General features: G+C 47.8%; 12 protein-coding genes. 10 read left to right on the forward strand and 2 right to left on the reverse strand.

Annotated elements, in window-relative coordinates; genetic code table 11:
- The first annotated feature begins 135 nt into the window (after positions 1-135).
- Genes ABIE27_RS07480 through ABIE27_RS07490 form a run of 3 tightly spaced genes read left to right on the forward strand, consistent with a single transcriptional unit; the run spans position 136 to position 3441 of the window.
- Positions 136-1071: an ABC transporter ATP-binding protein gene (locus tag ABIE27_RS07480; RefSeq protein WP_429350214.1), complete on the forward strand. Its 936-nt coding sequence runs from the start codon at positions 136-138 to the stop codon at positions 1069-1071.
- 11 nt (positions 1072-1082) lie between these two features.
- On the forward strand, positions 1083-2273 hold the full coding sequence (locus ABIE27_RS07485) for an ABC transporter permease (protein WP_123065384.1): 1191 nt from the start codon (positions 1083-1085) through the stop codon (positions 2271-2273).
- Entirely contained in the window at positions 2266-3441 is a 1176-nt protein-coding gene (locus tag ABIE27_RS07490) for an ABC transporter permease (RefSeq protein WP_123065385.1), read from the forward strand. The genes ABIE27_RS07485 and ABIE27_RS07490 overlap by 8 nt, the downstream gene beginning before the upstream one ends.
- Positions 3442-3680: 239 nt before the next feature.
- On the opposite strand, the gene ABIE27_RS07495 is transcribed toward ABIE27_RS07490, so the two are convergent.
- The gene (locus ABIE27_RS07495) at positions 3681-4520 is read right to left on the reverse strand and encodes a flagellar motor protein MotB (protein WP_429350215.1); all 840 of its coding nucleotides are present in this window, start codon (positions 4518-4520) and stop codon (positions 3681-3683) included.
- Complete coding sequence (locus tag ABIE27_RS07500) at positions 4504-5304, reverse strand: flagellar motor protein (RefSeq protein ID WP_123065387.1); 801 nt, start codon at positions 5302-5304, stop codon at positions 4504-4506. The genes ABIE27_RS07495 and ABIE27_RS07500 overlap by 17 nt, the downstream gene beginning before the upstream one ends.
- A gap of 169 nt (positions 5305-5473) precedes the next feature.
- Here ABIE27_RS07500 and uvrB point away from each other — a divergent pair, with 169 nt between their 5' ends.
- From uvrB to ABIE27_RS07535, 7 genes are all read left to right on the forward strand, one after another.
- Positions 5474-7465: an excinuclease ABC subunit UvrB gene (uvrB, locus tag ABIE27_RS07505; RefSeq protein WP_123065388.1), complete on the forward strand. Its 1992-nt coding sequence runs from the start codon at positions 5474-5476 to the stop codon at positions 7463-7465.
- 452 nt (positions 7466-7917) lie between these two features.
- Positions 7918-10776: an excinuclease ABC subunit UvrA gene (uvrA, locus tag ABIE27_RS07510; RefSeq protein ID WP_429350216.1), complete on the forward strand. Its 2859-nt coding sequence runs from the start codon at positions 7918-7920 to the stop codon at positions 10774-10776.
- 945 nt (positions 10777-11721) lie between these two features.
- Positions 11722-11931: a hypothetical protein gene (locus ABIE27_RS07515; protein ID WP_123065390.1), complete on the forward strand. Its 210-nt coding sequence runs from the start codon at positions 11722-11724 to the stop codon at positions 11929-11931.
- A gap of 486 nt (positions 11932-12417) precedes the next feature.
- Positions 12418-13587, forward strand: coding sequence for a S1C family serine protease (locus tag ABIE27_RS07520; protein ID WP_429350217.1), 1170 nt, complete (start codon positions 12418-12420; stop codon positions 13585-13587).
- On the forward strand, positions 13574-15526 hold the full coding sequence (locus ABIE27_RS07525) for a stalk domain-containing protein (RefSeq protein ID WP_429350218.1): 1953 nt from the start codon (positions 13574-13576) through the stop codon (positions 15524-15526). The genes ABIE27_RS07520 and ABIE27_RS07525 overlap by 14 nt, the downstream gene beginning before the upstream one ends.
- A 370-nt stretch (positions 15527-15896) precedes the next feature.
- A complete protein-coding gene (locus tag ABIE27_RS07530) occupies positions 15897-18410 on the forward strand; it encodes a U32 family peptidase (RefSeq protein ID WP_123065394.1) in 2514 nt (837 codons plus the stop codon).
- Positions 18411-18495: 85 nt separating this feature from the next.
- Entirely contained in the window at positions 18496-22248 is a 3753-nt protein-coding gene (locus ABIE27_RS07535) for an SNF2 helicase associated domain-containing protein (RefSeq protein ID WP_429350219.1), read from the forward strand.
- Positions 22249-22281: the final 33 nt, after the last annotated feature.

The following is a 22281-nucleotide window of genomic DNA, read 5'->3' on the forward strand; positions in this document are numbered from 1 at the left end:
GGCCACCTCAACATCAGGAGATGACTTAAGTCACCTTTGAATGATGACTTTATGTACCTTCGCCAAAGGGAGACATTCGATACAATAGATTTAGGAATATCGCGGTAAGAGCTCATATGGGAGGGGCATACGTAGATGAACATATTGGAAATGGATCACGTTGTAAAACGATACGGCAGCAAGTTATCGGTGGATCACCTCAACTTAAGTGTGCAAAAGGGAGAGATTTTTGGCCTGCTTGGCCCGAATGGAGCGGGAAAAAGCACCGCCATTAGCATGATTGCAGGTCTGCTCAACATGGATCAGGGAGAGATCAGACTGGATGGCATATCGGTGAAGGAGCGACCACTCGATGTGAAGCGTAAGATTGGACTGGTTCCGCAAGAATTGGCTTTGTATGAAACGATGAGTGCCGCGGATAATGTTACTTTTTTTGCCCGGCTCTATGGATTACGAGGGAAGATGCTCAAAGAAAGAGTACAGGAATCTCTTGAATTTGTCGGTTTGCAAGATAAGGCCAAGGATGCTCCATCCACCTTCTCGGGAGGCATGAAACGCAGACTCAACATCGCATGTGCCCTTAGTCATCGGCCAGATCTGATTATTATGGATGAACCCACCGTGGGCATTGATCCACAATCCCGCAATCACATTCTTGAATCGGTGCGAACGCTCAACAAGATGGGCTCGACCATCATCTATACAAGTCATTATATGGAGGAGGTTGCAGCGATCAGTAATCGGGTAGCCATCATGGATCAAGGCCGGATTATTGCTTGTGGAACCGAGGTTGAGCTAAGGGAACGCGTTGCATCGGAGGAAAAAATCGTACTTACCACTTCCGGGATCGATGCCGGTGTTGTGGAAGAACTTAAGCTTCACCCGCGTGTACGGGCAGTAGAAGTCACCGAAGACACATTAATGATTATGCTGCCTTCGGCACAGCAGGCACTGCAAGATATGCTGTTTATTTGCAGCAAACATGACGTATCCATTCATTCCCTCCGGGTCGAAGAACCGGATCTCGAAACGCTTTTCCTCAATCTGACCGGGCGTACGCTTCGAGACTAGGGGGAGATGGCATGAGCATATGGCATATTTGTATCTTTGAACTCAGACGTATTCTGAAAATTCGTTCTGTGGTCATTAATTTGTTTATTCTGCCTTTATTATTAATTTTTATCTTAGGAACGGCATTATCGAGCGCAATGGGAACAGGGAAAGATACTACGCCTGAAACGTTACGTGTGGGGATGGTGCAATCAAATGAAGCGGCGTCCTCTCCGGTGGGTGAAGCCCTGGAAGCATTTGTAGCTGCACCTGAGGTAGCCCAAATGATCAAGATTAAAAACATGTCTTCGCAGGACGAAACGATTGATGCGTTAAAACAAGGAAATCTTGATTTTGCGGTGATCATGACTTCGGATATGGTGCAGCAATGGTTGGCAGGAGAAGCCGTTAAGCTGCAATGGATACTTGGAAAAGACAACACACTTAATGTCGTGGGGCAGACTTTATTCACTAGCTTTACGGATGGGTTGAATCGACAGGCTGCAATTGCAAAAGTCCTCGGGCCTGACACGGTGATGGCGATTGCAACGCAAGATGGCACTGGATCAACCTCTGCAAAGCCGAATATTAAGGTCAGCAGCCCGGGGCACTCCGGTCAATCCTACAGCGCTTCACAATATTACGCTGCAGCTATGCTGGCGATGTTTATGCTGTACTCTGGTATGACCACTGTCAACAGCCTGTTTACGGAGCGCGACAAACAAACGCTCGCTCGTCTTCAGGCAACTCCAGTAGGCAATGGAGTGATCTTTGCTGGCAAAGTTGCAGGTAACAGTTTTCTTGCCTTTTTACAAGCGAGTATTATTATCGTCATGACCAACCTGTTATTTGGCGTGAATTGGGGTGGTCATCCTTGGTTAATTGTACTGATCTGTATACTTATTACACTGGCGTCAATGACCTTGGGCATTATTGTAGCATTGGTTAGTAAAAACGCCGCCTCGGCTAATGCGTTAATGCAGGGTATCATCATCGTAATGACTTTTATTAGCGGCGGATTTACTCCGATCGCTATCGATTTTGTACAGCGCATTAGCGAATTCACCGTAAATCATTGGGCGCTTCAAAGTTTTCTTAGTATGATGCTGGATGCAACTATGCGAGAGATCATGCACAATATTTTAATGCTCGGGGCTGTATGTGCAGTGCTCGCAGCCGCTGCCGCAGTGATATACAGAAAGGTTGGATACCGTTATGAATAGTCTGCATATCGCTTGGCTAATGATTCGGAGAACACTGGGGCGTAAACGTGGGTTTGTTGCATTTTTACTGCTGCCATGTCTTGTTGTGACAGGTGCAGTTGCTCTTTTTGGAAGTGATCAGGCAAGCCGTGCGGTTGTTTCTTATGTCAATATGGATGAGGGGATTGCAGGATCATGGATGATCAACGAGCTCGCTCGCACGGAGGATTACAGCTTCAAAGCTGTGAGTAACGAGGCGGAAGTGAAGTCTGATATCGTTCGGCAAAAAGGAAGCATGGGAATTGTGATTCCCGCCAATTACACCCAATCGTTGTTACAGGGCAAACCCGCAGAGATCCAGTGGATTGAAATGCGTGTCAGCGAAAGCTCATACATCCTTCGGGCAGCCGCCGAAGGGGTTGCTGATGGGTTGAAACAATCTGCTGTTGCGGTACAAACATCTTCTTCCTTGTCGCCTGCTAACGCTGACGCTAAGAGTCAGGATGATAAACTCGCACAGCTCCTGCAAGAGATTGGGAGACATCATCTATCTGGAGAAGCATTACATTTACAGCTGTATCCAAAGCCAGGTTTAAATAACGTGACCGGATTCACGATTATGTTCATGATGGGACTGTTAACGAGTGCGGTGGCTGTTATTATGGATGATCGAAAGCAGCGTACGATGGCTCGCATGTATACCGCTCCAGTTAGGTCATATGAGATCGCGCTAGGAAATTTTCTGGGTAGTCTTGCGATTGGAGTCATCCAGATTACGCTCGTGCTCGGCATAAGCCGATGGGTGCTGCATTATGATGCAGGGATTCCGTTTGGTATTCACTTTCTGATTCTTGGAGCATTTATGCTGGTATCGATGGGATTAGCTAGTGCTGTGAGCGGCTTGATTCGTGAATCGAAAAATGCAAGTATGTTGAACTCACTCATCATTGTACCCACTTGTATGATTGGTGGCTGCTTCTGGCCGTTATCCATCATGCCGGAGTATATGCAGAAGCTGGCGAACTTCGTGCCGCAAAAATGGACGATTCAGGCAGTCGAAACGATCTCTGCCGGAGGTGAGTTGGCCGACATCACCTTGCCATTACTGATTCTGTTCGCTATGGCTGTGATTCTGCTGGCTGTCGGTTCCGTGATTCTTCGTCCCAATCAACCGGGGACGGATGCGTAAATTGGTGGCGGCGTAATTATTGATGAGATTAACAATGAAAAGGAGAAGAGATAGAGGGAGTAAGGGTTAAGAGTTAACGTGGGGGCAAGAGCAAGAGCAGTTGAAGATGCACTAGAAAAAGCACGTCTGCCGAGATGAATGCGGTATAACGTGCTTTTTACTGTGTTGTTTTTTTATATCATTAGTTCGTATAGTCGGTCATAGAGATCGAAATCTGGCTTGTATTTTTTTGCAACTGACTATGGCTGTAATTGGCGAAGTACCGTAATTTCAACCCGGCGGTTCTTCTGTCTTCCAGCGGCTGTTGTATTGTCTCCGGTTGGTCTGGTATCCGCATACCCTGCGTATTGGAAGTGGTCTGGATCAAGCTTCTCCTGATCCAGGAAAAAGCGAAGTACCGATAAGGCTCGCTCACCGGAAAGCTCCCAGTTATCCTTGTACGTGGAATTGGCTCCGATCGGAATGTTATCCGTGTGCCCCTCAATACTGACCACCATTTGAAGATTACGAAATAAACTGGCGAGTTTGCTAAGTGTAGGCGCAGCATCCTTTTTCAAGGCAGCTTGTCCTTGATCAAACAGAAAACGGTCACTGAGCGTAATGGAGATACCTTGCGGTTTGTCCGCCACGAAAATTTGATTATCCAGTTTATTATCTTCGATATATTGGGTAATCACATTAAACAGATTTTGTAATTCCTGCTCCTGAGTCCTGAATTGTTCTTCCCGTTCCGTGAGGGGACGGTCGTTGTCATCCGGGATATCTTTGCCCGAATCGGATGATGAATTCTCATCATCCTCTGAGCTTCCCTGAACTTGGGATGAGGGGTTCTTGGTGATGGTTTGACCTGGTGTCTCGCCGAGTCCGTTCCCCAGTTCAAGAATGGAGTCCGATTTATTAAAAGTGCTTTGAAGGGACTGGGTCACGACGTCATATTTACCGGTATCCAGATTGCTCATGGCGTACATGATCACAAAAAAAATCAGCAACAACGTAATGAGATCCGCATAGGTAATCATCCAGCGATCCCGATGGTCAGCAGCTTCGCGTTTGGCACGACGTTTACTGCGACGACTCATCTAATCCCTCCTTTGCGAGCGGAGATTGCAAGACCTGACGATGTGAGAGTGTAAAAGACTCTAGTCGTTTGCGAACGAGCTGTGGATTTTCACCATTTTGAATGGCAAGCACTCCTTCGAGCATCATCTCCATTTCTTGCACCTCGTCAGCACCTCTGGATTTGATTTTGGAGGCGATAGGTAAAAAGATGAGATTAGCACTGGCAACCCCATAGAGAGTAGCTGTAAAGGCAACGGCAATGGCTGGTCCGAGTCCGGTTGGATCGGTTAAGCTTCCGAGTACCTGGATAAGTCCCATTACGGTTCCGATGATCCCCATTGTTGGGGCATAACCGCCGGCAGATTCAAATATTTTGGCATAACTCTCATGCTTCTGCTCTACAGAATCAATTTCCATCTCTAGAATCTGCCGAACAACATCCGGGTCTGTACCGTCGACAACCATCTGGATGCCATCTTGCAAAAAGGGATGGGGATGATCCACGACTCTGCGTTCCAGAGCAAGCACACCGGATCTGCGGGCAATGGATGACATTTCGATCAGTTCTTCAACCCATTGTTTGGAATCCTGAGCACGACGTCCAAACGCCATGCGTAAAGCAGCAGGGATCGTTCGCAAACGATGTGCAGGGAAGCTGGCTACAACGGCAGCAATGGTGCCGCCGAACACGATTAGAGCAGCCGTTTTTTGCAACAGGCCAGACAGTTGACCGCCTTCCCACAAAAAACCGCTGATAACTGCGGCAATTCCGGCAATTATACCGATAAGTGTCGCAATATCCATAAATTAACCCACTCCTATCTTCATTTCACGTTTGCATCACTAAAACGAACAAGGTATAATTGAACGGGAACAAATATTCCTATTACTATAAGTTTTCCCAACTGGAAATTCGGGGAACTTCGACAATATATAGTGACTATTATTTTAGACGATAGGGTGAGATACGGCAATGAGCGATATTATCATGAGCGACAAAACGTTCGAAATCGAGTCAGAGTTTTCTCCCCAGGGTGATCAGCCTGCAGCCATTAAAGAATTGGTAAAGGGTGTTCAGGAAGGGAAGAGATACCAGACGCTTTTGGGTGCAACGGGTACGGGCAAGACGTTTACTATTGCACAGACCATTGCCAAATTGCAGCGGCCCACGTTGATTATTGCGCACAATAAGACACTGGCAGCACAGCTGGCGAGTGAGTTCAAAGAATTTTTTCCAAATAATATGGTTGAGTATTTTGTCAGTTATTACGACTACTACCAGCCAGAAGCCTATATTCCTTCCTCAGATACGTATATCGAGAAGGATTCGAGCATTAATGAAGAGATTGATAAGCTGCGGCATGCCGCGACCAGTTCGTTGTTCGAACGTCGTGATGTCATTATCGTAGCGAGCGTATCCTGTATATATGGTTTGGGATCACCTCATGACTACTCCAGTATGTTGTTGTCTCTGCGAGTAGGGATGGAGAAGCCACGCAATCAGATTCTGTCCCGTCTTGTAGAGATACAGTATCAGCGGAATGATATTAACTTTGTACGTGGTACGTTCCGTGTCCGTGGCGATGTTATTGAGATTTTCCCTGCCTCCAAGGGTGAACATGCCATTCGTGTAGAGCTGTTTGGGGACGAGATCGAGAAAATTACCGAGATAGACGTCTTAACCGGTGAATTAATCGGTGAGCGAGAGCATATTGCTATTTTCCCGGCATCTCACTTCGTAACTCAAGAAGAAACGATGCGTGTGGCGCTGGTGAATATAGAACGTGAATTGGAAGAAAGGCTTGAAGTATTGCGTGAGCAAGGCAAGTTGCTGGAAGCGCAGCGACTGGAGCAGCGTACACGTTACGATATCGAGATGATGAAGGAAGTCGGATTCTGTTCGGGGATCGAGAACTATTCCGGACCGCTGACCTTCCGTGAACGCGGGGATACACCATATACACTAATGGATTATTTCCCGGATGATATGTTGATCGTGGTGGATGAGTCTCACGTCACATTGCCGCAGATCCGCGCGATGTACAATGGTGACCAAGCGAGGAAGACTGTACTAGTGGATCACGGTTTCCGTTTGCCTTCTGCACTGGATAACCGTCCGCTTAAGTTTGAAGAGTTTGAAGAAAAGATGAACCAGATCATCTATGTATCGGCGACACCGGGACCTTACGAAATTGAGCATACCGATACGATGGTTCAGCAGATCATTCGTCCTACTGGCCTGCTTGATCCTGTTATTGAGCTGCGTCCGACGAAAGGACAGATTGATGATCTGATTGCAGAGATTAACGACCGGATTGCCAAAGACGAGCGGGTGCTGATCACTACGCTGACCAAGAAGATGTCGGAAGACCTGACGGATTACCTGAAGGAAGTTGGCATTAAGGTTAGATATCTGCACTCAGAGATTAAAACACTGGAACGGATGTCGATTCTGCGTGATCTGAGGCTGGGTACCTTCCATGTATTGATTGGAATTAACTTGCTCCGGGAAGGTCTGGATTTGCCGGAGGTTTCACTCGTTGCTATTCTGGATGCGGATAAGGAAGGTTTCCTGCGTTCCGAGCGTTCCCTGATTCAGACGATTGGGCGTGCCGCAAGGAACAGTGAGGGTAAAGTTATTTTGTATGGCGACAAAGTGACAGATTCCATGGATAAAGCGATAAAAGAGACGGAGAGACGCCGTACCATTCAGATGGAATACAATGAGAAACATGGCATCACACCGCAGACGATTCGCAAAAAAGTGCGTGATGTCATTGAGGCAACGAAGGTTGCCGAATCCAAAAACGAGTATCTGACTGGCGCCGCCGAGAAGATGTCGAAGAAGGAGCGCCAATCGCTGATCCAGCGTTTGGAAGCAGAGATGAAAGACGCAGCCAAAAACTTGCAGTTTGAGCGTGCAGCCGAGCTTCGTGATGCACTGCTGGAGCTGCGAGCAGAATAGAGGAATTCGATAGAGTAAGCTTCGTTGATTGAACATGGATGATAAGAGAACGGCCAGTTTGGCCGTTCTCTTATTGAGTAAATTCAAGTAAATAAATGTATCCGTTGACCCGATAATAAGACATGTTGAAATTGCAAAATCAGGTCTATACTGATATAAATGACGATTTTGGTTAAGAGGTTTATATGTAAGTTGAATTAATCATTTACACAGAAACGGAGAGGACAGAAAAAAACCTGAAAAAGCGGAGCGTTCGCCTCAAAGCTTTCTAATAAGAAAGCTACATCGGAAGCGTAAGCTTATCAACAGATTTTTCCCCTTAATAAAAAGAGATCAAAAAAATCTGGGGATAACAGCTACTCTCCAGGTTATTCTGCCATTGGAGTGTACACGTGTAAATAATCAATAGTTCAACTTATATAAATAGAAAAGCAATGAGAGGATGAATACCATTGGCGAGCGAGAACATTGTCATCAAAGGCGCACGAGCGCATAACTTGAAAAACATCGATATTACCATTCCGCGTGACCGCTTTGTCGTATTGACTGGTTTGAGCGGATCAGGCAAGTCCTCGCTAGCGTTTGATACGATATATGCCGAAGGACAACGGCGTTATGTAGAATCACTGTCAGCCTATGCACGTCAGTTTTTGGGTCAGATGGAAAAACCGGATGTCGATTCGATTGAGGGTTTGTCACCTGCGATCTCAATAGATCAGAAAACAACAAGTCGTAACCCACGTTCCACTGTAGGAACCGTTACTGAAATTTATGATTATCTGCGTCTCCTGTTTGCTCGTGTCGGTCATCCGCATTGTCCAGATCACGGGATTGAAATTACATCCCAAACCGTAGAACAGATGGTCGATCGTATCATGCAATACCCTGAACGTACCCGGTTGCAGATTCTGGCTCCAATTGTTGCGGGACGCAAAGGGGAGCACAAAAGTGTTTTTGCTGATGTGTCGAAACAAGGTTTTGTTCGTGTTCGGGTCAATGGAGAACTGCGCGACCTGTCAGAGGACATCCAGCTGGAGAAAAATAAAAAACATACCATTGATGTTGTCGTTGACCGGATCGTTGTGAAGGAAGATGTCCAAGCTCGCTTGGCAGATTCCATTGAGACGGCACTTAACTTGTCCGGCGGGCAGTTGCTCGTCGATATTATCGGTGAAGAAGAACTGCGCTTCAGTTCCAACTTTGCTTGTCCGGTGTGTGGATTCAGTATTGATGAGCTGGCGCCGCGGATGTTCTCTTTTAATAGTCCATTTGGTGCGTGTCCGGATTGTGATGGTTTGGGTGTCAAAATGATTGTAGACCCGGACCTGCTTGTGCCGGATCGAAGTAAGTCAATTGAAGAAGGAGCGTTTGATGCCTGGACAGGAGGGACGTCCACGTATTATCCGCAGTTTCTAAAATCCGTATGCGAACATTTCAACATCCCTCAGGATGTCCCTGTAGAGGATCTGCCTGCTGACCAGATGAACAAACTGTTGCAAGGCACAGGATCAGAGAAGATTCGTTTCCGTTATGAAAATGACTTCGGGCAACGCAAAGAGGCCTTAGTTACGTTCGAAGGGATCGTTAATAATCTGGAGCGTCGTTATCGCGAAACAGGTTCTGAAGGTATACGTGAGTTCATTGAAGGATACATGAGTGCCAAGCCTTGTAGTACATGTAAAGGGCAGCGTTTGAAACGAGAGAGTCTTGCTGTAACCATTAATGACCACAACATGGCTTATGTGACTAGTTTGTCCATAGGTGAAGCTGGGCGTTTCTTTGAGTCGTTGCAGTTGACCGAGAAAGAGCAGACCATCGCCAAACTGATCCTAAAAGAAATTAACAGTCGTTTGGGTTTCCTCGTTAACGTGGGTCTGGATTACCTGACGCTAAGCCGTGCTGCTGGAACGTTGTCCGGTGGTGAAGCACAACGGATCAGACTAGCAACTCAAATTGGCTCCAGCCTGATGGGCGTGCTCTACATTTTGGACGAGCCAAGTATTGGACTGCATCAACGGGATAATGATCGTCTGATCTCCACGCTCGCACATATGCGGGATATCGGGAACACATTGATTGTTGTCGAACACGATGAAGATACGATGATGGCGGCGGACTATATTATCGACATTGGTCCAGGTGCAGGTATTCACGGCGGAACAGTGATGTCTCAAGGTACACCTGAGGAGATTATGAATGACGAGAATTCGTTGACAGGTCAGTACCTCAGTGGCAAGAAGTTTATTCCGATTCGTACTGAACGCCGAAGTGTCGGCGACCGCTGGCTCGAAGTGCGCGGAGCCAAAGAGAACAACCTGAAAAATCTGAATGTAAAGATTCCGGTCGGTGTGTTTACCGCTGTAACAGGAGTGTCTGGTTCAGGTAAATCTACACTGATCAACGAAATTTTGTATAAAACGCTGGCACGTGATTTGAACCGTGCACGAGTACGTCCGGGACAACACAAGGAGATTCGTGGTCTGGAGCATATCGATAAAGTTATCGATATCGATCAGTCCCCGATCGGACGCACACCACGTTCCAATCCAGCGACCTATACTGGTGTATTTGACGATATTCGTGACCTGTTTGCACAGACCAATGAAGCAAAGGTACGCGGATACAAAAAAGGCCGGTTTAGCTTTAATATCAAAGGTGGACGTTGTGAAGCCTGCCGTGGAGACGGCATTATTAAAATCGAGATGCACTTCTTGCCGGATGTCTATGTGCCATGTGAGGTTTGCAAAGGCAAACGTTACAACCGCGAAACACTTGAAGTGAAGTACAAAAACAAAAATATTGCCGATGTGCTTGAAATGACAGTGGAGGATGCGACTCAATTTTTCGAGAACATTCCGAAAATTCATCGCAAAATGCAAACGTTGCTGGATGTCGGCCTTGGTTACATCAATTTGGGTCAACCTGCAACAACATTGTCCGGTGGTGAAGCACAGCGTGTGAAGCTTGCTTCCGAGCTGTATCGCCGGAGTACCGGCAAAACCATCTACATTCTGGATGAGCCTACGACAGGTCTGCATGTCGATGATATCGACCGACTGCTTAATGTATTACATCGCCTTGTCGATTCGGGAGAATCGGTGCTTGTCATTGAGCATAATCTAGATGTCATCAAAACAGCCGATTATATCGTTGACCTGGGTCCAGAAGGTGGAAGCGGCGGCGGCACAATTGTAGCGACAGGAACACCAGAAGATATTATTAAAGTGCAGGAATCCTATACGGGTAAGTATCTGAAACCTGTACTGGAGCGCGATACGGAGCGAAGCAGAGCTCTACAGCTGGCAGACTAGTAAGAGTACAGCGAATCTTTAAACTGTAAAATCAGATGAGAACCTTCTTTGCCTGAGAAATAGGTTGTGGATGTATGCCACCCCCTTTTCTGCGGTGAGGAAGGTTTTTTTTGTGATGTTAAAGAGTAGAGGATAGTTTGAGGGAAAGTGCAATGTGTGTTTAAAAAGGTAAGGTGAGTCTACGAAGTTTGTAACTATATTGGGGAGGAGTAAGAAGCATTATAAAAAATTGAGGGGATTTTGAGAAGCGTTGAGAGGAGTTAAGGAGCTTTGAGAAGCATTAAGGAGTCTAAGCTGGTGTGTTAATAGTATGAATTATTGCGCTAAGTATCTAACGATCACAGGAGAGCTTATTTGAGCAAAATCAGGCAAATCAGAATTCTAACGATCACTAGCGACGTTATTTCATCAAAAAAGCGAGAAATAGACTGTTTTTCGACGATTTTGAGTGAAATAGCGTTTCTCATGATCGTTAGATTTTGAAACAGGTGATAATCGCCCAAATAAGGTCTGTGGTGATCGTTAGAGCATGGTGGTTACATAGTGACTGCTTGGAACCACAAGAACCACATGAACCACATGGAAATTTCATGGAAACCACAAGAACTACAAGAACTACAAGAACTACAAGAACTACAAGAACTACATGTATTTCCTTGCTGCTGATTTCGTATTACTTGGTAACTGGCTCTGGATTTCCTTCTAACTCTTTTTACATCTTGTCTGCTACTTGTGTCTGTCATTCATTAGCTGTTAATAAGAATGTTTGATGAAAGTGTTTACATATGAGACCGGGTAAGCTTTTGCGAGCGAATCGGTCAATCTGGATTTTTTTCATTTTTCTGGATGATAGGGCTTGCATTACTAACAGGGTACAGATAACATAGAGGAAGAGTTTAGGGTATGTGTTAGTTGTTCAACTATGGTGAGGAGGTCTGTCTATCCATGCTGCTTGCAGAGGCTGCCACGGCGAGTACATCGAATTTTAATGCATTTGATATTTTTGTAATCTTGTTTACCATCCTGATTTTTATTGGACTGGTTCGTCTGCTTCGTGCACCGAAGAAAAATTTGTTTGCCATCGGGTTTACTATTGTCAGTCTGCTTGTATTTTTGATGACAGACTACGCGATGATCACAGGTTGGTTTGGTTAACGGAGACATTACCGGCAAGAGGTACCAGAGATTGAACAGCATCGTAAGGAAGAGCGGTAACATATCAAGTATGAACAGTAGGAAAAGTATAAACAGGTATCCTTTACTAAAAAAGGTATAGAAGACTTACCTAGATTAGAGGTACTATGTTGTACTGATTATGATGCTAATCTACAACAAAGAAAATACGCTTTACTAGCAATACTAAGATGCAAACAAATACGACCAAGCAATAGCGATTTCGAACACTTTCCATGATGAATATGGAAGGTGTTTTTTCATGCCTGTATTCTCCGAAGGGAGAAAGCTGGGAGAGTCAAATTGTGTCGAAAAATATCGAAAATTAAAACGATTGTATAGCCAGAATTTGTATGATACATTGAGGGATACCGATATTGCAGATGAGAGAGAAGATAGATTCAGCCAGGGATCGGCTGTCCAGTCGCGCAAGAAGGATGTAAAGAGTAGAGAGGGTCAGGTGAAGTCATGAAAAGGATAATAAAACGGGCAACAGCCATGATGATGGTTGTTGTGCTCTCCATCGGTGTGATGGCAGCGACAGCTGGTGCAGCGGCATCGAAGTCAGGCATGCAAGCCAAGGAAATCGACGGTCAGGTGTATGTAAATACGAAAGATTTGGTGAAGATGTTCGGCGGTAGTGGACAATACAATGCCAAATCAGGAACGTATACGTATAAGGGAAGCGAAGCCATTCCTAAAGTGATTGAAAAGGTATCACCGTCTGTGGTAGGAATTATAGGCAAAACGACGGAAAACCAGAATGGATCGGCAAACGATCGTTATAATCTGGCACATGGTACAGGAGTTATCATTCGCGCTAATGGATGGATTGTGACGAATGCTCATGTGGTTGATCAGTTGGTCGATCCGGTCGTTGTGACGACAGATGGGAATACATATAACATTACAGAAACATTCAGTGATCCGTTAAGTGACCTTGCGCTGATTAAAATTAACGCCAAAGCACTCAAACCTGCGGTCTTTGCTAAAGCTTCGCAAGTGGCTGTGGGTGAAACCGTGATTGCGATCGGTACGCCAATCTCCTTTTCATTGCGTAACTCAGCTACAGTTGGCGTGATCAGTGGTCTGAACCGTGGCGTGGAAGCGTCCTACCGCTTGATTCAAACAGACACGGCGATTAATCCCGGGAACAGCGGAGGACCGCTTGTTAACTTGAAGGGAGAAGTCGTCGGTATTAACTCCATGAAATTTTCTGCAGTGGGCATCGAGAGCATGGGGTTCTCTATTCCTGTAGACACCGTGAACTTTGTCATCAATCAATTTTTTAAATATGGAACGATCAAACGGGCAAGTCTCGGATTACAGCTGGAAGAGAGCTGGTCGGCCATTGTAGGTCTGCCTGCGGAAGACCCGTTGACGGTTACGGGCGTACTGAGTCCGGAAGCGAAGAAAGCCAAGATCAAGGAAGGAGATGCCATCTACAGCGTCGCGGGCAAACGTGTATCGTCGGTAGTCGATATCAATGAGCTGCTCAAAGCCTACTTACCTGGACAAAAGGTAAAGTTGCTGGTGCAAACGGACGGCGACATTGTTACCCGCACATTAACACTTGTGGATCGAGCTTCGCTTGAGGGGCAGTCCGACGAATCGCTTCCAACGGATGAAGAACAATAAAGCCCGGCAAGCAACCCGAATCGAGAGAGGACGAATGAACGGAATGAAGAAGTCAGTGTTACGCGTGCTGAGCACGGGTGTATTAGCGGGAATGTTGCTGGCAGGCACAGCTCTGCCAGTATGGGCAACGGATAATTTGATCACCAATGAGCTGCGTGTCAAAGCAGGAAGTACAAGTGCTTTTATTAATGGCAAGAAACAAAACATCACGAAACCGCTCACGGTTAAAGGCGTGACACTAGTGCCTGTCGGTGTATTCAAAAAAGCCTTTGGCAGTGAAGTTCGACTGGAGAAAAACGATGTCATCAAAATCAAGGAAGGTCCGCACGTTGTGGCTTTGAGAATAGACAGTTCCATCGCATGGATTGACGGAGTCAAAGTGGAGATGGGCACTGCACCCAAAATGGTGAATGGTGTATTAATGGTGCCTCTTCGCCCGGTTGCGGCAGGAATCGGTGCGACGCTTGCGCCGAGCAGTTCGGGAGAGATCGTCATTCGTTTGCTGCAAGCGGGTGAGGGCGTGGATGAGGGCGGCATTGATCTGGACAAAGGGAAAACGAGAATTGGCAACAGCTATTATGGCTGGTCGATTCATTATCCAGCCGATCTTCTGGTGTTGCAAACGAATGAACAGGAACGGATGATGACCTTTGGCGCTGCGGATGAAAGTTATTATCTCGAAGTGTATGTGAGTGACCAGAATGTAGTATTGGACGCGGATGACTTGCTGACACAACTCGTGCAGGTGGCCAAACAGGCAGGAGATACGGTACTGGACCGTGAAGCGGTATCTAAAGGGAACAAACCTTATGCAAGAGTTGTCGTCAAAGATGCGGATGGCGTGTTATGGGAGTTGCGCCAATATATTTATGAAGGTCGTCAATATGATGTCTACTTGGCGGATTACGAGGCGATGAATTATAAAGATCTGGGCAAACATGCTTCATTACTCAATTCATTTGAACCAAGCTATTCACAGTCAGATCGAACCATTAAGGATCTTTCCACGGTGGAGGAAGGCATGCGCTCGGCATGGAATGATGATTACGGAATTGAATTAATGGTTCCAGCGGGCTGGTCCATGGACAATAATAATATGGTTTATAAAGATAAAGACGGTGCTTATTTGCAGCTTCGAGTGACTTCAGCCAAGTCCGGTGCAACGGTGAAGGACTGGAGTGACCAGCTCGAGAAGTGGATGCGTGAAACCTTTACAGCGGAGAGTTATCAGCAAGTAGGCTCGTTTACAACGGAAATCTCGGGTGAAACGGCCGAGGTGAATGAATTCCGTTATAACTTTGGATTAGGATGGCAGACCGAGTTTGACGTACTTTTGCAGAAGAACGGGTATCGTTACTACGCGGAATATACGTTCCCTGAAGGACAGGCCGTGGACCGGGCATGGTTTGAACGGATTATGAAGAGTGTGGAGATTGATTTTGACACGGTAAAAGATAATTTCGGTCAGCTGGATGAAGATCCATATCTGACAGATAAAATGAAAACGATCACGCGTACGTCCAAAAACTATCATTACAGCGTGGATATTCCGCGCTACTGGACGCCGTATAGTGATCGGTTTGAAAGCTCACCTGTCGTTTATACCTTCACGGGAGGCAACTTTTCCATTGCAGCTACAGAGGACAAGTCGATTGAGATGACGGTTAGTCAGCTGAGAGAGGCATATACAGAGGCAGCCAAAACGCGAAAAAACTTCAATCTGATCCGCAGCGAGGAACTGACTTTTGCAGGTGTACCTGCATTCTCCTTCACGTACCATGAAGTGGATAAGGGTGTGCCGTATACAGGTCGTCAGATTGTGTTTGAAAAGGATGGAATCACGTATACGATCACGAATGGTCTGAACGATGCGAACCGCACGCAAGTCCAGGCAGCCATGCTGGAAAAAGCAGTGAACTCATTTACTTTTATTAAATAAGAATATAGATGTGTAGAAATTGCCGGAGGGTTAAAGAACCTTCCGGTTTTTCTTTGGCTATGATTTCAAAATGGATGGGGGAAGAGGAAATGTGATGAGGATGAGTGGAATGCCTATGGAAAAATGATGAAAATGACAAACGGTTTTTTCAGGAAACCGTAGAAGAGTCGGTGCAGAAGTGGTACACTATACTAGTTCAGGAGTTATTACTGCTGATTTGAGAAATAGAGAGACTGTAGGCTTGGATTTCAGGCAATACAGACATAATGTATAGATATAGCGATACTTGACGTTGACAGCAATGCAGGCGTACCGAAATACAGGTACCAAGGGAAGAACACCGGCGTAGGCCGGTATGGGGAGGATCTACATGAAAACAGCAACAATACGAAGAGAAGACGTTGAGCTTCTGGCACCTGCTGGGGACTGGGATTGCATGCGTTCGGCGGTAGCCAACGGGGCGGATGCGATTTTCTTCGGGGTCGAAAAGTTTAATGCACGGGCTCGAGCGAACAATTTCCGTATGGACGAGCTGCCGGAGATTATGGCGTTTTTGCACAGTTATGGCGTGAAAGGGTTCCTGACCTTTAATATATTGATCTTTGAAAATGAATTGAAAGATGCCAAAGAACTCATCGATGCCTGCGTAGATGCCGGTGTGGATGCTGTAATCGTACAGGATCTGGGTCTGGTCAAAATGATTCGTGAGATTTCACCGGATTTCCCGATTCACGGTTCCACGCAGATGACGATTACGTCGCCTGAAGCGGTGGAGTTTACCAAGCCGTTTGACATGGAGCGTGTCGTACTTGGACGGGAAAACAATCTGAAACAGATCCAAAAGATTGGTGATCAAGCGAAACTTCCGATGGAAGTATTCGTGCATGGTGCACTCTGCGTGTCCTATTCGGGTCAGTGTCTGACTTCCGAAATGTGGGGCGGTCGTTCCGCGAACCGTGGAGAATGTGCGCAGGCGTGCCGTCTGCCGTACGATCTGATGGTGGATGGTGTTCACCAGCCGATGGGGGATGTCGCGTATCTGTTATCGCCAAAAGATCTGGCAGCCATTGATATCATGCCGGAATTGATTGAAGCGGGCGTAACGTCTTTCAAAATTGAAGGTCGACTCAAAACGCCAGAGTACGTGGCGAACGTAGTTAGCAAATATCGTAAAGCCATTGACCGTTATTTTGACGGTGACAGTACACGCGCAAGCAAGGAAGAGATTCGTGAATTGCAACAGAGCTTCTCGCGTGGATTTACACATGGTTTCCTGGACGGCACGAACAACAAACAGCTGGTAGACGGAACGTTCCCGAAAAGCCGCGGCGTTTACCTTGGTCGTGTAGACCAAGTGCTGCGTGATGGTGTGGTTCTGAAACTGGATGCACCCGTGAAACGTGGAGACGGCATCGTGTTTGACGCTGGTGATCCAACGAAAAAAGAAGAGGGCGGACGTGTATATGATGTACGCCGCAAAGGTGTGAAGATCGAAGGCGAAGCCGGCGAAGGCTGGATCGTGGACATCGTGCCAGGCCGCAGTGATGTGGATCTACGTCGTGTGAAAGTCGGCGATAAGGTATGGAAAACCAATGATCCTGCGCTTGACAAACGTCTGCGTCAAAGCTTTGAGACCGATAAGCCGTACCGTGTCTTCCCGGTCAAAGTGAAAGTCATCGGCAGCCCGGGCCAACCGCTCAGCACGTGGTGGACCGACGTGCAGAAGGGAACAACCGTGCGCGTGGATTCGGAGATGGAACTGGACATTGCCCAGAAACGTCCGATGACCCATGAATTGCTCGAGGAGCAATTCGGACGTCTCGGGGGCACCGTGTTCCAGCTGGAGGAACTGGACGTCAATCTGCACGGTGACGTCATCATCCCGATGCGCGAGTTGAACAATATTCGCCGTCAGGCGGTCGAACAACTCGCGGGCGAGCGCCCGAAACCGCCCGTCTACGTGAAACGGGCGGTGGACGTGTACGGCGATGCGGTACAACCGGCATCGCCAGTGGCTCGCGGTCAAGCAGAGCTGACCGCGCTGTGCCGCAGCCTGCCACAAGTGGAGGCAGCGCTGGAAGCTGGCGTCGGCATGATCTACGCCGACTTCGAGTTCATCAAGCAGTTCCCGGCAGCGGTGGAAGCTGTACATGCCGCAGGCCGCAAAATCGCGCTGGCTACGCCGCGTATTCATATGCCTGGCGAAAACGGCTATCACAACAATATCTTGCGTTTGGAGCCGGATGCGGTGCTCGTTCGTAATACAGGTGCGTTGTACTTCTACCTGCGTCACCGTAGAATGAACCCGGACGCGAAGCATCCGCAACTGATCGGGGACTTCTCCTTGAACATCGCCAACCATAAGGCAGTGGAACTGTTCCTTGAGGCAGGTTGCGACTGGATTACACCATCGTATGACCTGAACATTCAGCAAATGGTTGATTTGCTCGGTAACTCCCGTACAAGTCAGACCGAGGTGGTCATCCATCAGCATCTGCCGATGTTCCACACGGAGCACTGTGTATACTGTACGTTTATGAGTGAAGGAACGGACTATACGAACTGTGGACGTCCTTGCGAAGAAAAACGGGCATCCCTGCAAGACCGAATTGGTATGTCTCACCCGGTACGTGTGGATGAAGGCTGCCGTAACACGGTATATAACGCCGTGGAGCAGTCAGGTGCAGAGTACCTGACCAACTTTATGGATCTAGGTGTATCCCGCTACCGGGTAGAGTTCCTGGAAGAGACACCGGAGCAGGTGAAGGAAGTTATTGATCTGTATAACCGTGCACTGCGCGGCGAGATCAGCGGTACACAAGTATGGAAGACGCTGAAAGCAACGAACCAGCTGGGCGTTACACGCGGTCAATTGGTTAAATAAACGGAGCAACCCCAATCTCTGCTTTACGGAGCTCTTGGGGTTTTTTCTATAATAAGCGGCATCGGCAACCAAGGAGGTGTGAAGCGTGGCTCCATTTTCAATGATGGATATTAAATTGCTGTGCGGGGTCACGGCATTCAAACACGGTGAAGAATATCAACAGTCTGGGAGGATTGGCAAGCTCGTTGTAAGTGAGGACGGTCGTCATTATCAAGCCGTTGTTCGGGGGACAGAAGCCTACGAAGTGAAGGTGGATCTGGACGATGCGGGAGAAATTGAAGCGAACTGCAACTGCCCTGCATACGGCAACTATTATGACTATTGCAAACATATCGCGGCTGTCCTGCTTGCTATTCATGAACGTGAGGATACACCAGAACTGTCGGGTGGCAGAGGAACGAATTCAAAAGTAGGTACATTGGTCGAAGAAGAGACATGGGAGCGGCCTTATTCAACTTCAATGCCATCTCCATCCAAATCCGCAGGTTCTTCCTCTTTTTCATCAAAGGCTTCATCGGGTAGATCATCGGCGTTACCAGGCGAGAACGGGCATGTCCCCTCTGAACTATCAGCGGTGTCCCACCGTGCGAGCATCGAATCTCCCATATCTACAGCACTAGGTCAACAATCGGAGCATCCGCATCATTCGCAGCAGCACAAGCCGCAGACGTTGTCTCCCTCCCCTTTTGCACAGGCAGGTCGCCCAAGTTCAGCCTCAGGCTGGGGCCGCTCTGCGGATAAACCGTCCTACCGTACGGCAGACCAGATTTTATCCATGTTTGCGAAGGATCGCAGATTGCCACATGAACGGGAGCAAAAATATACAGCACCGGTTACCCGCTCCATGCTGCGAGAAGAATTGCAGGTACAGTTTATATGCAAACTGGTACATGTTCATAAAGGTGGAGCCAAGCTGGCACTTGAATTAAAAGTGGGCAACAAACGGCTCTATGTCGTGCAGAAGGTCAAGCAGTTCCTGAACTGTATTGAAAAGGGCGAGCCCATGTCCTTCACCAAGCTGTTTCATTATGATCCGCTGCTACATGTGTTTAGGGCTGAAGATCAGGCTATTCTTTCCATGCTCATTCGTATGAGACAGAGTGAAGAGGCATACCGTGAGTCCATTTCGGGGTATTTGGGTGCTTCGGACGGTCGCGATATCCTGATCGCTCCAATTGTCTGGAAGCCACTGCTGGAGTTGCTTATGCAAGCGGATAGCCGCATGGAGGGCACGGGCCTAGCGAACGGACCACTGACCCTGAGCGAGGGAGCATTGCCACTATTTTACCGGATCGCAGAGGGGGCGAATGAAGGGTATCAGCTGGAGGTGTCAGGACTGCGTGAGTTGATCCTGCTTCCGGCCTATGATGCGGCAGTCGTCGAGGGGCAGTTCTATATGTTAGAACCGACGCAGATGAGAAGTCTGGAGGACCTGAACCGTGCGCTCACATCCTACGGTATTAAAGAAAGCATTGATATCTCGGCACAGCAGGTGGATGAGTTTGTGCAGCATGTTGTACCGGAACTGCGGACGTTGGGGCATTTGTCGATTGATTCCCGTGTGCGCGAACAGATTGCCGAACCCGAGTTGTCACCGAAACTGTATATCGACTTTTACAGGGAACGCATTACAGCACGTCTGGAATTCGATTATGGCGTCATGGTCATTAACCCATTGGCAGAGTATTTGATTAACGAGGAAGAAAAGAAAGTCATCTTGATCCGCGACCGCTTCAAGGAACGCAATCTCATCGAGAGACTGGATCGTTCTTTTCTGGAGCGGGAGGGAAGTGTCTGGGCAAGCGAACGTGAGGACGCCATCTATGATGTGATGTATCACCTGTTGCCCGAGCTTGAGAAGCTGGCCGCTATCTATATGCCGAATGCTGTGAAAGCGATGATGCCAACGTACCCGGTACCGCCGAAGGTTCGCGCTGACCTGGGAAGAGGACTGGACTGGCTGGAGATTTCCTTCGAGATGGAGGGAGTCGACGAGCAGGAGTTGCAAGAACTGATGCGCAGCATTGTGGAAAAGAAAGCTTTCTTCCGCCTGCGAAGCGGTGTCTTTCTGTCACTTGAAAATGATGGCGCGAGCAGCTTCGCTCACATGGCTGACGCGCTTGGACTGGAAGCAAAGGATATCCAGAGCAGCCATATCCGGTTGCCTGCTGTGAGAGCGTTGCAACTTCCGGGCAGAGATGAGGTTTCCGGTCATGTGAAATGGGGAGGCTCGCTCAAACGTTTCCTTGATGATCTGCGTGATCCTGACCGGATGGACTTTCCGTTACCACAGATGCTGGCGCCTGTGCTGCGGGATTACCAGATGAGCGGGTATCAGTGGCTTCGTACGCTCGCACATTACCGATTTGGCGGTATCCTGGCCGATGATATGGGACTGGGCAAAACGCTACAAAGCATCGCCTACATCACAGCTTCGTTACGGGAGAGACCTGTGTATGAACAGGGACAAGAGGCAGGGTTGCCAGCTGATACAGACAATACCATCTCTAATGATTGGAACATGAATGGGTCTCAGCAGGCTTACTTGGCCAATGCCACTGGAACGATAGATGATGCATGGCACACCTCGCAACAAGACGGGCTGACCATTCGCACGCGAATGACACATCCGCCGGTATTGGTTGTTGCACCGGCTTCACTAACTTACAACTGGGCGAATGAGTTTGCACGGTTTGCTCCGCATCTGAACGTCTTAATCGCCGCAGGGCAAAAAGATGAACGTGCCAGCATGCTGGCGGATATGGACAAAGCGGATGTCATCGTGACATCGTATCCGTTGCTACGACGTGATCTGGATACGTATTTGGGAAGAACTTTTCATACCCTGATTCTGGACGAGGCACAGGCAGTCAAAAATGCATCGTCCCAGACAGCGCAAGCCGTCAAACAGATTCAGGCGCCGCGCCGCTTTGCCCTCACAGGTACACCCGTTGAGAATTCACTGGATGAACTGTGGTCTATTTTTGAAGCCGTATTTCCGGGTTTATTCCCGAGCTACAGAAGATTTCGTGACTTGCCGCCAGAACGCATCTCGCGCATGGTACGTCCGTTCATTCTCCGTCGCTTGAAGAAAGATGTATTGGAAGAATTGCCAGATCGGATTGAGACAGTACAACGCTCTGAGCTGACGGTGGAACAGAAAAAGCTATATGCAGCGTATCTCTCTCAGCTTCAGGATGAGACCACTAAGGACATGGAAGATAACGGTTTCCAGAAAAATCGGATTAAAATTTTGGCCGGTATCACTCGCCTGCGTCAGTTATGTTGTCACCCGGCACTATTTGTGGACGGATATCAAGGGGATTCCGGGAAAATGGAGCAGCTGCTGGAGACTGTCCAAGACTGTCTGGCTGCTGGCAAACGTATTCTGATTTTCTCCCAGTTTGCAAGTATGCTTAATCTCATTCGTCAGACCCTTTCGGCACAAGGGAACAGCTTGTTTTATCTGGATGGACAAACCCCTGCCCAGAGTCGTGTGGACATGTGCCGCAGGTTTAATGAGGGAGAAGCCGAACTGTTTCTGATCTCGCTCAAGGCTGGAGGAACCGGGCTGAACCTGACGGGAGCCGATACCGTCATATTGTATGATTTGTGGTGGAATCCCGCGGTGGAGGAACAGGCGATTGGACGAGCCCATCGGATGGGGCAGAAACAAGTCGTTCAGGTGATCCGCCTAGTGACGGAGGGGACTATTGAAGAAAAAATTCTGGAGTTGCAACAGCGGAAAAAGGACTTGATTGCCGAGGTGATTGAACCGGGCGATGGAGGATCAACGACATTATCCGAGCAGGATATTCGCGAGTTGTTGATGGTGTAGGGCAAACTTGATTTTTATACAACAATTGCCAAT

This window comes from Paenibacillus sp. 4624 (assembly GCF_050435065.1).
Lineage (GTDB): Bacteria > Bacillota > Bacilli > Paenibacillales > Paenibacillaceae > Paenibacillus > Paenibacillus amylolyticus_D.

What these genes read in the sequence shown, in the direction of transcription:
- ABIE27_RS07480 (WP_429350214.1), top strand. Translation starts at nt 136, where the DNA reads ATGAACATATTGGAAATGGATCACGTTGTAAAACGATACGGCAGCAAG.
- ABIE27_RS07485 (WP_123065384.1), top strand. Translation starts at nt 1,083, where the DNA reads ATGAGCATATGGCATATTTGTATCTTTGAACTCAGACGTATTCTGAAA.
- ABIE27_RS07490 (WP_123065385.1), top strand. Translation starts at nt 2,266, where the DNA reads ATGAATAGTCTGCATATCGCTTGGCTAATGATTCGGAGAACACTGGGG.
- ABIE27_RS07495 (WP_429350215.1), bottom strand. Translation starts at nt 4,520, where the DNA reads ATGAGTCGTCGCAGTAAACGTCGTGCCAAACGCGAAGCTGCTGACCAT.
- ABIE27_RS07500 (WP_123065387.1), bottom strand. Translation starts at nt 5,304, where the DNA reads ATGGATATTGCGACACTTATCGGTATAATTGCCGGAATTGCCGCAGTT.
- uvrB (WP_123065388.1), top strand. Translation starts at nt 5,474, where the DNA reads ATGAGCGATATTATCATGAGCGACAAAACGTTCGAAATCGAGTCAGAG.
- ABIE27_RS07515 (WP_123065390.1), top strand. Translation starts at nt 11,722, where the DNA reads ATGCTGCTTGCAGAGGCTGCCACGGCGAGTACATCGAATTTTAATGCA.
- ABIE27_RS07520 (WP_429350217.1), top strand. Translation starts at nt 12,418, where the DNA reads ATGAAAAGGATAATAAAACGGGCAACAGCCATGATGATGGTTGTTGTG.
- ABIE27_RS07525 (WP_429350218.1), top strand. Translation starts at nt 13,574, where the DNA reads ATGAAGAACAATAAAGCCCGGCAAGCAACCCGAATCGAGAGAGGACGA.
- ABIE27_RS07530 (WP_123065394.1), top strand. Translation starts at nt 15,897, where the DNA reads ATGAAAACAGCAACAATACGAAGAGAAGACGTTGAGCTTCTGGCACCT.